The organism is Paenibacillus germinis (assembly GCF_013141785.1).
Classification (GTDB): Bacteria; Bacillota; Bacilli; order Paenibacillales; family NBRC-103111; genus Paenibacillus_E; species Paenibacillus_E phytorum.
Map to the genome: position 1 here is coordinate 15,942 of NZ_WHOC01000183.1, position 12,001 is coordinate 27,942.

The following is a 12,001-nucleotide window of genomic DNA, read 5'->3' on the forward strand; positions in this document are numbered from 1 at the left end:
ATCGTTAAGAAGATTAGGTCCAAAAGGGAAGGTAGATGAAGATGAAACGAGATATACCTTTGTTGATCAGGGGCGCGGTGTTCGCAGCTGCGTTTTCACTGCTCTTAACTGGCTGTTCGTCGTCTCACCCGGGAGACAGTCCATCTTCCCCAGCACCCGCCGCGACACCGCCGAGAGTGGAAGCTACACCTACACCGACATCAACACCAGCACCAACACCAGTCGCAACAAGCGGTGTTGTGGCGATGACGCTGGAGGAAAAGCTAGGACAGATGATTATAGCGGGAATCGATGACTACAGTATGAATGAACATGCACGCGAACTGATTAAAACCTATCACGTTGGCGGGATTATATTATACAAGCCTAATGTGAAAGATACGACTCAACTGGTAGGTCTTGTTAATGAATTGAAACAGACGAATGCCGTGAATAAGCTTCCGCTTTGGCTGGGAGTAGATGAAGAAGGCGGCAGAGTGACACGGTTGCCAGATGAGATTACGAAAACACCGACCAGTAAAGACATCGGTAAAACGGGTCGTCCTGTGCTCGCTTATAATATCGGTCAACTGCTCGGGAAAGAACTAAATGCCTATGGCATAAATATGGATTTCGCACCCGATCTGGATGTCAATAGTAACCCTAATAATCCGGTCATTGGAGATCGTTCCTTCGGATCTACTGCTTCTATTGTGAGCAGCTTTGGTGTTCAAATGATGAACGGACTGCAGAATCAGCAGGTTGTCCCTGTTGTAAAGCATTTTCCAGGGCATGGTGATACTTCGGTAGATTCACATGTGGGACTGCCGATCGTCCAAAATGACCTCGCCCGTTTGCGTAAACTTGAGCTGGTTCCGTTCGCAGAAGCTTTCAAGCATCAGGCTGATGCGGTCATGGTCGCTCATATATTGCTGCCTAAAGTGGATGCTCAGAATCCTGCTTCGATGTCGAAAAAGATTATGACAGATCTTTTGCGTAAGGAAATGGGGTTTGAGGGACTCATCATGACAGATGATATGACGATGGGGGCCATTATCAAGAACTATGATCTGGGTGAGGCTGCCGTGAAGTCTGTTCTTGCGGGGGCAAATATCGTTATGGTCGGACATGACTATGAGAAGGTCGTCACGGTCATCGACGCACTGCAAAAAGCCGTTCAATCCGGGCGAATTCCGATGGAAACCATCAACCAAAGTGTTCGTCAAGTCACGAAGGTGAAACAGAAATACCAACTGCATGATCGTCCGATTAAAGTTCCTGATACGAAGAAACTGAATGCTGAGGTGCAAAGCGTACTAGGGACTAAAGCAAACAAATAACACCGTTTCTGCGGATTTATTCGCAGCACGGTGTTTTTTTTCGATTAAAGTGGGGGGATGCCGCCATCTAACAAGAATTTGGCATAGGCGATAGGGTTAAAATAAGTAGCTTTCCATATCTCCTGCATGTTGGCTTCAAGGAAACTGTAGCGTTGATCTTTTCCATTACATTCAATAAACAATGGAAATCCGTCGCTTGTGATCCCTACATCGAGCCCGATATCAGCTAAGTAGGGCAATTCTGTACTGAGATGCCGGGCGACACGCAGGGAGAAGTCGGTAATTTGATGTATGACTTCCTCTTGATTAAGGTGAGGGTATTCGGTGGATAGAATATCGGATAAACTTCGCACTTCTCCACCCTGCGCTACATTGGTGAGAAAGAGCTTACGTGATGCGACTTTCGCAACCATACCTGTTATTCCCCATTCGCCAGATGCCCCGCGTTGAGCAGATATGCGAAGATCGAATGGTCGGCCATCAAATGTAGCCAGAGGCAGGCGCTGCTGAATCATGTAGGTATGGCTTTGGATTTTGCGTCGTAAGGTCAAAGGAAGGTAATGACGGAAGCTTACTGTCCGCCAGATTCGGTTACTGATCTTCATGCTTGCTGGGTAAATGAGCTTCCAGCTCTTGACATGGCGATCCATCTTCATCACGCCACGCCCGATGCTAGAATTGGTTGGTTTAATAATGAGAGAATCGTAGGCTGACATCATGATTTTCATATTTTTCATGGTAGCCGGATAAGTCCCTGGCAGATGGGGGCGAATGCTATCATTTTTCAGCAAAAGATCGTGAATGCGCAGTTTGCTATAGCGGTTCCATCTATTAAACAAGATTACGCCTCGTTTTGTCCATTCCTCCATTTTCTGATAAGAAGTATGGTCCAAATAAATCGCTCGATTATGGATAACCTTGGGAAGATCCAACCATTTTAGCTCAAAGCAAAGTCCTTCTTGTACATAAGCGTGTACCTGCATATTATTGATTTGGACATCCTGGAGGCGGAAATAACAAGGGGTTACACCGTATTGCTTGCCAGCTTCATCATAATATTGAATAGCTTCATACTTTGTGTTCCCTAGGGGAATGCCTGCGTATAAGGAATCGTTGACTAAAATACCCACATAGGGATTTGCCATCTACTTCACTCCTTCTCCTTCAGAGGGCCTGGGTTTGATGAAATTGTGACTCCTATTCAGTTTATGGAAAAGCAGGGTAGCTTGTTTGTACAGTTGCTGATACTTTCCAAGGAGAAATGGAACAAATGCCCACGCTTTGCCTTTTAATCCGCATATGTATAGAGAGTAGTTGGTGGATTCGGCCATTTATCTAGGTTAGCGCACATTTTCTCGGGCTAGCGTACCTATCGGGCGGAGACTGAATATGTTACAAGTGACTAATTCTTGGAGAATGGAGAGGAGTCTATGAGTAAGCGTAAGAGCAGCAGAGTAAGACCTTATGTGCAAAAAGTGAACTCCAGCAGGGTGAACGAACTGGATTGGATAGATGAAATTGAACCAGTATCAGATCCAGTCAATCAGGAGAAAGCCGAGAAAGTCGAGAAAGCAGAACCCGTTCATAAAACGGTAACGAGTGATACACAACCGCCAGTCAAAGGGAATGTAAAATCCCCAGTAGAAACGACCAAAATTAGCAAGCAATCCAATCAAATGAAGGTTTCCACTACTTCCACCGCTCCCCCACCGCTATTATTGCTCTCTGAAAGGAAAACGGGGAAATTTGTAAACCCTGTCGTCTATACAGATGATATTGTGGAAGAAGCGATTACTTGGGAGAAAATTGCCAATCGCTCTGTCGATGAGAGCAAAATCAAACCACTCAGTATCGGCACTAAAGCTCTGAAGGATTTTGCGATCGAGCATTCGAAGCTTGCTCCGGGAAGTGTAACAAGAGATAAAATCGCTAATCAAGCGATCAACGATGAACATATTGCTCCGCATAGTATCTTGGGTGATAAAATTCAGGATGAATCCATTCCGGGTAGTAAACTGCTGGACAATAGTATCACAGCCGATAAACTGGCGGATCAAACCATTGATTCCTTAAAAATTGCTCACGGGTCCATTCTTCCACAACATTTGTCTGAGCTGATCATTACGAGCGAACTCATTGATAATCAAGCTATAACTGGAGAGAAAATTCATAGTGGCGCGGTGCAAGCAAAGCATTTGTCCAATTATATTATTGATACCGCCAAGCTGACGGATGCTTCCGTCACAACGGATAAGTTAAGAGATCAGGCTGTGACCGAAGAGAAAATCGCCAATGCGAGCATTACCTCTGTTCATTTTCAACCACACAGTATTTATGGAGAGCACTTGGCTAATGGCAGTGTTCAGAGCCATAACATTGCTCCCCGTCAAATTGAAGCAACGCATATTGCTGATCTTGCTATTGAGAACTTTCATTTGCAAAATGAGTCGATCACAACAGAGAAGCTGGCGTGGGAATCCGTAAATACGGATCAGCTTGCGGATATGGCTGTATCGAGCGGGAAGATTGCTTCACTTGCGATTGAGACGAAACATTTGCAGGAATCCTCCATCTATGGTGAACATATTACCGATGAAGCAATCACCAGTCGTCATATCGCTGCAAGCTCGATTCATGCGGAGCATATTGCGAACGGTGCTTTATATGGAAGCTTGCTTTCGGATGGAAGCATTACATCGGATAAGTTGGCAGAAAACCTCATTACGGATAACCACATTCATCCTAATGCCATTCAAAGTCAGCATCTTGCGGATGCTATCATTTCGAACTCGAAACTGAAAGATGGGTCCATTACATCAGCTAAATTGGTAGAAGACCTTGTTGAAGGAAGGCACATTCGCAGTCAAACGATTGGTAATAGGCATTTGATTGATGGTGAAATAACACCTTCAAAGCTTCAAGATGGAACGATCACCTCTTCTAAATTAGCCGAAGGCTCGGTTGAAGGAAGACATATTAACGCACAATCCATACAGAATACACATTTGGCAGATCATATCATTACTACCGCTAAGCTTGAAGCGGGTGCTGTGACGAATGAGAAATTATCGGATGGCAGTGTAGATACTTCGAAGTTGAAGGAAGACAGTGTCACTTCAGATAAAATCTCTCCGAGTTCCATCAAAACAGGACATTTGCAGGAAGGCATCATTAGTAGTATCCATTTGAAGGATGTAGCCGTACTTGGTCAGCACATCACGCATCAGGCAATTGGTAAAGAGCATCTTCAGAATGGGATTGTTACCGGGGATAAGATCGGGTTAAATGTGATTCTTTCGGAGCATATTGCAGATCATGCAATCGGCGAGAAACAAATTGCTTGGATGGCGGTTCAGCGCGAACACATAGCTGAGGAAGCCATTGCAACCCCTCATATGCAAGATGAAACCATTACAACGAGTAAAATCGCGGAAGAAGCTGTCACGAGCAGCAAAATGGCCTCGATGTCTGTAGAAACTCGCCATTTACAAGAGAATATTATTAATGGGCTGCACATTAAACCAGGTGCAATAACGTCCGAACATTTAGCCCAAGGATCGATTAATATCGGTATCTTCGCTGACCGAAGTCTGGAAGGAAGTAAACTTGTCGAAGAATCGATCACTTCTGAAACACTTGCTCAAGGAGCTGTTACAGAAGAGAAGTTGGCAAACGGAGCGGTTGGAACCCAGCATCTGCAGGCTGAGTCCATATCGTCCTGGGTACTCCAGGATCGAGCAGTCACAACGAAGAAACTAGGAGACCAAGCGGTAATGGAAGCCAACTTAGCAGATGCGAGTGTGACTAGCCGCAAAATCACAGTGAAGGCTATCAATAGTGAGCACATCGCAGACGGGGCGATTACAGCGGCTAAACTGGCTAATGAAAGTATTCATGGCAGCAAGCTAGTGAGCGGCGCGCTAAGTGGAAGACATTTGGCAGACGGTGCTGTCACGAATTCCAAAATATCAGCGCTTTCTGTAAATAATGAGCACTTAGTGGATGGTGCTGTAAGTAGTTCGAAGTTGGCATTGGGCAGCGTAGACGGTACGAAGCTATCTCTAGGATCAGTTGCGAGCAAACATTTGTCTGATGGTGCTGTGGATGGTGCAAAGCTAGGTCTTAGGGTTGTTGACACTGAACACCTGGCTAACGGTGCTGTTGATAATGATAAGCTTGCTGCGAATTCGGTAGATGGGAGCAAATTGATACTTGGCGCTGTTAGTAATTATCATCTAGCGGATAACGCGGTGTATGGAGCGAAGCTGGCAATAGGCAGCGTAGACGGCAGTAAGTTGACAATGGGCTTAATAAGGAATGAGCATCTGTCAGACGGTGTTGTTGATGCTGTGAAGTTGGCAGCAGGTTGTGTGGATGGGACTAAGTTAATGGCGGGTTCGGTTCATCGGGAACATCTCATTGATAGCGTAGTAGATGGATCGAAGCTGGCGGCAGGCGCTGTAAATAATGAACACTTAGGGAATGGCATAGTGGATGGGTCTAAGCTCGCAGATAGCAGCGTAGGAAGTAGTAAATTAGCGCAAGGAACGGTTGGCAGCGGTCACCTCATTGATGGCTCCGTTACAAGTAAGAAGCTGGCAGCGGGGACTGTTGACAGCAGTAAGTTAGTCACCGGGGCTGTGAACAGCGATCACATCGCTATTGGATCCATCGATGCAACAAAGTTGGCCCGAAACAGTGTGGACAGCAGCAAGCTAATGGCAGGTGCGGTTACGAATGAGCATTTGGAAGACGGAATCATTACCAGCAGCAAGCTGGCGCCATCCAGTGTAGATGGCAGCAAGCTGGTATCTGGCGCAGTTAGTGGTTTTCATCTTGCAGAAGGTGCTGTGGATAGTAAGAAGCTGGCCGCAGGAAGTGTAGATGGCAGCAAGCTGACTGCTGCATCCGTCAACAACGCACACCTTATTGACGGTGCTGTCGATGGGGCTAAACTGGCCGCAGGAAGTGTAGATGGCAGTAAGTTGACCGCAGGTGCGGTTAGCGGCGATCATCTTGCAGATGGCGCGTTGTATGGCGCGAAGCTAGCAGCAGGAAGTATTGATGGCAGCAAGTTGGCCTCTGGCATCATCAGCACCTATCATTTGACCATTGGCAGTGTGGATGGAAGTAAGCTCACCGCAGGTGCGGTTACGAATTCACATCTGGCGGACGGTGCTGTGGATGAGGCGAAGCTGGCTGCTGACAGTGTGAATGGTCGTATACTGGCGGGCGGCTCGGTAAGTGGTGAACACCTTGTTGATCATGCTGTGTCAGGCTCGAAGTTGGCCCCAGACAGTGTAGATGGCAGTAAGATTACAGCTGGCTCAGTAACGAAGGAACATCTGGCTGAAGCCGCGGTAGATGGTAACAAGCTGACGGCAGGCAGTGTGGATAGCAGTAAAATAGTGAATGGTGCAATCATCCGAGAGCATCTGGCCGATCATATTGTCGATGGCTCGAAGATAGCGTTCGGGGCAGTGGATCGCAATCACTTAGCGCAAGGTGCGGTAGACGGAACGAAGCTGCAGGAAGGCAGTGTGGGTAGCAGTAAGCTAACCTTGGGAGCTGTAGGGAGAGAGCAGCTTCAAGACGGAGCAGTGAACAGTGATAAACTGGCAACAAGCAGCGTAGACAGCAGCAAGTTGGGGCATGGGGCGGTAACTAGCTCCCATATTGCAGATAGCTCGATTACAAGCGAAAAACTGGCTGCAGACATTATTGAATCCAGGCATATTGCTCCAGGTGCGATTCAAGCTGAGAACCTGTCTTTCAAAACGATACACATTCCAGCAGCAAAGCCTGCATCCATGCAGCAGTTCGGTCTCATTCCATTTCAATTCAAAGTACAGGATGAAATCGTGGAAGTGTTAATCACTTTTGATGAACCTTTTGCTGATGAAAATTATGTCATTACGGCGATAGCCAATCATCCTGCTTGCCACATTGTTGCTAAACAAAAATTAAAAGACACAGCCGTAGTTTCCGTCGTTCGAGCCAAATTTTCACCTGACTTGCATGGCATTGTGAACTGGATTGCTATTGGCTCCAAAGCATAATGAATTGTCCTAGGGCTTTCCCAAAAGGTCAATAGACCTTAAGGGCAGCCCTTTTCATAATGTGTATAAACAAAAAGAAACCAAACCTTGGAAAAATGGAAGTGTCGAGCAACCATCGAACTCAAAGGAGAGGTTTCTTTTGTACATTCAATATACCATGCATCAGCTGCCAACCGATACTCGTTTCCTCATGCCTCTATTTAATGCTTCAAGAAGCTCGGGCACTTTGTGTTTGAGAAAAGAATTTTTATACACGTGCTCGAAGCAACAATTGGCGGTACTCATGGGATATAGTCGGCCGGTTTGGGACAGCCTTTTTTTTTACTCCTAGTCTGTAGCCGTTATTTCACAATTTTTTGGTTATTGGTACAGACCACGAAAAGTAGATATGCATATATCTATGAGTAGGTGTTTCTTCTAAGCATCAATCCAGATGAAAGGAGCATGACCTCAGTGAAAGGTGTCATTTTGGCAGGAGGCACAGGTACACGCTTACGACCTTTAACGAAATTGGTTAATAAGCATCTATTGCCTGTAGGCAAGCATCCTATGATTCATTATTCCATTCGGAAAATGAAGGATGCTGGTATTCATGATATCCTACTCGTCATTGGGAAGCAGTCCGCGGGTATGTACATGGATTTCTTAGGAAGCGGGCAGGATTGGGGTGTTAATCTTACTTATAAAATACAAGAGAAAGCAGGAGGGATAGCTGAAGCTTTATCTCTTGCAGACGGCTTCATACAACCGAAGGATAAATTTGTAGTTATTTTAGGAGATAATTTGTTCGAGGACCCTCTGACGGATTATGTTCATGCCTATGAAGCTCAAGATCAAGGAGCAATGGTTCTTTTGAAAGAGGTCGAAGAGCCCACAAGATATGGCGTCCCCCATATCGAGGGAAATCGTATCGTCTCCATCGAAGAAAAACCGGAGCAACCACAATCTAATTTTTGTGTTACAGGCATTTATATGTATGACTATGGGGTATTTCATATTATTCAAACGATAGAGCCATCAGGGCGCGGTGAACTAGAGATTACGGATGTAAACAATTGTTATGCGGAAGAAGGTACACTCACGTACAACATCTTAGAGGGCTGGTGGGCGGATGCTGGAACTATTCAATCTTTGTATGACGCCGGTTCGAAGCTGTTGGAAGGAGAATAGCGTATGAGACTACTCATAACCGGAGGTATGGGCTTCATCGGAAGCAATTTCATCTTGTACATGATGAAAAAATATCCTGAATACCACGTGTACAATTTGGATCTGCTCACTTATGCCGCTCATAGGGACAATGTGTCAGAAGTAGAGAATCTGTCGAACTATCATTTTATTCAAGGGGACATTCTTAATGAATCGCTATTGTCCGTTATATTTGGCGAAGGTATTGATGCGGTCGTGCACTTTGCTGCAGAGTCCCATGTAGATCGGAGTATTGAAGATCCACTCCGTTTTGTAAGAACGAATATCCAGGGAACTAACACCTTGCTAAAAGTGGCCATGCGGCATGATGTTAAGCGGTTTGTCCAAATTTCTACGGATGAAGTTTATGGGTCTCTCGGCCAAATGGGGTATTTCACAGAAACTACATCATTAGCACCAAATAGCCCTTATTCGGCTAGCAAAGCAGGAGCGGATATGCTGGTACGTGCTTATTATCATACCTATAATTTCCCCGCTATGATTACCCGTTGCTCCAATAACTATGGTCCGAATCAATTCCCAGAGAAGCTTATTCCTCTTTCGATTTTAAAAGTCTTGAACGATCAAAGGGTTCCTCTTTATGGTGACGGCCTTAACGTACGAGATTGGCTATACGTCGAAGACCATTGTAATGCGATTGACCTAGTGCTTCATGGCGGAACACCCGGCGAAGTGTATAATGTTGGCGGCAATAATGAATACACGAACATCGAGATCATTCGCTGTATCTTGGCTGAATTAGGGAAAACGGAGTCTCTCATCCATTACGTTAAGGATCGGCCCGGTCATGACAGGAGGTATGCGATTGACGCTTCAAAGATTAGAAATGAGCTCGGTTGGAAACAATCAACACCATTCGAAAAAGGGATCAAAAAAACCATACAATGGTATGTCAATCATGAACAGTGGTTAAGAAAAATAGTTGAAGGCTCTCATCGGGGTAATGGGTTGGACCCTATTGGGGGTGATCATTGTTGAAAATATTAATTACGGGCGCCGCCGGCCAACTGGGTTCGACCTTGGTGTCATTCTTATTTGGTGCGCATGAAGTAATACCTCTTACAAGAGCAGAGCTTGACATCACTAACCCTAATAGAGTAAAGGAAACGATCCTTATGCATCGGCCGGATGTAATCATCCATACAGCTGCTTATACAGATGTGGATATGTCAGAGAAGCATGCTGATACAGCATTTCATATTAATGCGTTCGGAACGCGGAATATAGCTGAAGCTGCAGAGTTAGTGGGTGCCAAACTGGTGTACATTAGCAGCGATTATGTATTTGATGGTATGAAAAAGGAACCCTACATCGAATCGGATTGTCCTTCACCCATAAATATATATGGCTCTACCAAACTACTCGGCGAAAAATTTGTAGAGTTGTACTGTAGCAAACATTTCGTCGTTCGAACAGCATGGTTGTACGGTATGGGTCAGCGAAGTTTCGTCAACACCATTTATAAGCTGGCTCGAAGTCAAAATGAAATATCTGTCGTAACGGATTGCTACGGCTCTCCGACTTATGTTATGGATCTCGCAGCATTTATTACGGAGCTGCTTAGCAAGGAGAACTATGGGATTTATCACGTAGTTAACGAGGGAGTTTGTTCGCGCTTTGAGCTTGCTCAAGCTATTGTACAAGAAATGGGCTTTGACCATGTGCAAGTACGGCCCATTCTTTCCCATCAATTTGAGCAATCTGCTCTAAGACCTGCTAATTCTGCATTAGCATGTGCGGCAATTCGCATGAATGGGCTAACTCCACTAAGGGATTGGCGATCTGCGTTACAAGCTTATATGGGTAATCTCAAGCAAAGTGATGAAGGAGGACTTTTTTCTGGGCATTAATTGGAGAACCAAGAATCGGTAACCGAAGCAGGTGTGCATCATGAGTGCCAAAACCGTTGGCAAGAGTGGTAAGTCCATTGTTACTTGGCATAAAGGATTCAATGCTGGCAGTAGAGATGGAAGGGCAGCAGGCTGGAACGAGGGGTACCGAATAGGCAGATCGCACGCTATATATACGCAAGTGGGTGAGGTGGTCTTTCCAATTCGTCCCTACAAAGTACTCTATGTCACTGCAGGCATTGGCGACCCTTATCCAGCACTTGATCAAGCTATCATAGAAGGATTGAGAAGTGTTGTAATCGAGGTAATGTCCGTGAGTCCGACTGAATCCGTTGTAGCTACAGCCACACTGTATACCCCAGACGTTATTTTAGTGTTAAATGGTGTTTCATTACCGCTTGAACAGGTAGATGAGCTTCGACAACGTGGGTTTCGAACTGCAGTTTGGTTTACAGACGATCCATACTACACGGATTGGACGGTTGGCATTGCTCCTCATTATGATCACGTATTTACATTGGAATTAAACTGTGTGAGCTTGTATCAGTCGATTGGTTGCACCAACGTCTATTATCTTCCTTTTGCAGTAAATCCGAAAGCCTTTTATCCGATTGTCGCACAGTCTAGCTTTCAAACGGATATTTGTTTTATTGGTACGGCTTTTTGGAACCGAGTCCGGTATATCGACCAAATTGCCCATTACCTAAAGGGCAAACGAACGCTCCTTTCTGGTTGGTGGTGGGATCGATTGCATCAATACCAACTGCTCTCTTCTTCCATCCGACTTGGAAACTGGTTGACCCCTGGGGATACATCTCGTTATTACAATGGCGCCAAAATTGTTATTAATCTTCATAGACCGATCGATGACGAGACAAATAGGAACAGCATGCTTTTGCAGGCCTGTTCTGTCAATCCTCGTACCTTTGAAATTAGTGGCTGCTCCACCTTGCAGCTAGTGGATGCACGATCTGAGGTATCGCGAATGTATGTTCCTAATCAGGAAATTGTTATCTATTCCTCACCAGAGGAACTGGTCTACCTACTCGACTACTACTTGAATCATGAAGAAGAACGAAGAGAGATCGCGTTCAAGGCATATAACCGAACATTGCGACAGCATACTTATGCCCATCGCCTGGATCAAATGATGTCTATTCTATTTGAATAGCTCTGAATAGAGGTCATTGCGAGGAAATAGACGCATGTAACCGTTTCTTTCAAATCATACAAGAATAACGAAGGGGTTCGTCAGCGTATGTGAAGCAGGAGGTGTACGATGCAGCTCCAAGTGAAAAAGCGGAAGCTTACTAAAAAGATGAAGGAAAAGCTCTGCGAAGTACGAGGCGAAGAATGAGACTGATTAATAAATCCGCCGATACCAAATACCTAACAGGTTATAACACTGGCTATAACAGTGGTTACAATGAAGGTTACAATCGCGGTTATGATACGGCCCTTGATAAAGGCGTGTTTCAAGGCGGTGATGCCATTGTAGATCAATTTCTTCCAGAAAATGTTATTCTTCCGAACATTTCTATAAATTCTATTATTGCTGCGGGAC

7 protein-coding genes are annotated in these 12,001 nt (G+C 45.2%); 6 read left to right on the forward strand and 1 reads right to left on the reverse strand.

The window, feature by feature from the left end:
• Nucleotides 1-41: 41 nt before the first annotated feature.
• On the forward strand, nucleotides 42-1,319 hold the full coding sequence (gene nagZ, locus GC102_RS35325; RefSeq protein WP_171693668.1) for a beta-N-acetylhexosaminidase: 1,278 nt from the start codon (nucleotides 42-44) through the stop codon (nucleotides 1,317-1,319).
• A gap of 44 nt (nucleotides 1,320-1,363) precedes the next feature.
• On the opposite strand, the gene GC102_RS35330 is transcribed toward nagZ, so the two are convergent.
• Nucleotides 1,364-2,464: a YheC/YheD family endospore coat-associated protein gene (locus GC102_RS35330; RefSeq protein ID WP_171693669.1), complete on the reverse strand. Its 1,101-nt coding sequence runs from the start codon at nucleotides 2,462-2,464 to the stop codon at nucleotides 1,364-1,366.
• Between the two features lie 285 nt (nucleotides 2,465-2,749).
• Here GC102_RS35330 and GC102_RS35335 point away from each other — a divergent pair, with 285 nt between their 5' ends.
• From GC102_RS35335 to GC102_RS35355, 5 genes are all read left to right on the forward strand, one after another.
• Complete coding sequence (locus GC102_RS35335) at nucleotides 2,750-7,378, forward strand: WIAG-tail domain (protein ID WP_171693670.1); 4,629 nt, start codon at nucleotides 2,750-2,752, stop codon at nucleotides 7,376-7,378.
• A gap of 453 nt (nucleotides 7,379-7,831) precedes the next feature.
• Complete coding sequence (locus GC102_RS35340; RefSeq protein WP_171693671.1) at nucleotides 7,832-8,548, forward strand: sugar phosphate nucleotidyltransferase; 717 nt, start codon at nucleotides 7,832-7,834, stop codon at nucleotides 8,546-8,548.
• A gap of 3 nt (nucleotides 8,549-8,551) precedes the next feature.
• Nucleotides 8,552-9,565 (forward strand): dTDP-glucose 4,6-dehydratase, encoded by a 1,014-nt coding sequence (gene rfbB, locus GC102_RS35345; protein ID WP_171693672.1) that lies wholly within the window; start codon nucleotides 8,552-8,554, stop codon nucleotides 9,563-9,565.
• Nucleotides 9,562-10,437, forward strand: a complete 876-nt coding sequence (gene rfbD / locus GC102_RS35350) for a dTDP-4-dehydrorhamnose reductase (RefSeq protein WP_171693673.1) — start codon at nucleotides 9,562-9,564, stop codon at nucleotides 10,435-10,437. Before rfbB ends, rfbD begins: the two co-directional genes overlap by 4 nt.
• 40 nt (nucleotides 10,438-10,477) lie before the next feature.
• Entirely contained in the window at nucleotides 10,478-11,608 is a 1,131-nt protein-coding gene (locus GC102_RS35355; RefSeq protein ID WP_171693674.1) for a CgeB family protein, read from the forward strand.
• Nucleotides 11,609-12,001: the final 393 nt, after the last annotated feature.

What these genes read in the sequence shown, in the direction of transcription:
- nagZ (WP_171693668.1), top strand. Translation starts at nt 42, where the DNA reads ATGAAACGAGATATACCTTTGTTGATCAGGGGCGCGGTGTTCGCAGCT.
- GC102_RS35330 (WP_171693669.1), bottom strand. Translation starts at nt 2,464, where the DNA reads ATGGCAAATCCCTATGTGGGTATTTTAGTCAACGATTCCTTATACGCA.
- GC102_RS35335 (WP_171693670.1), top strand. Translation starts at nt 2,750, where the DNA reads ATGAGTAAGCGTAAGAGCAGCAGAGTAAGACCTTATGTGCAAAAAGTG.
- rfbB (WP_171693672.1), top strand. Translation starts at nt 8,552, where the DNA reads ATGAGACTACTCATAACCGGAGGTATGGGCTTCATCGGAAGCAATTTC.
- GC102_RS35355 (WP_171693674.1), top strand. Translation starts at nt 10,478, where the DNA reads ATGAGTGCCAAAACCGTTGGCAAGAGTGGTAAGTCCATTGTTACTTGG.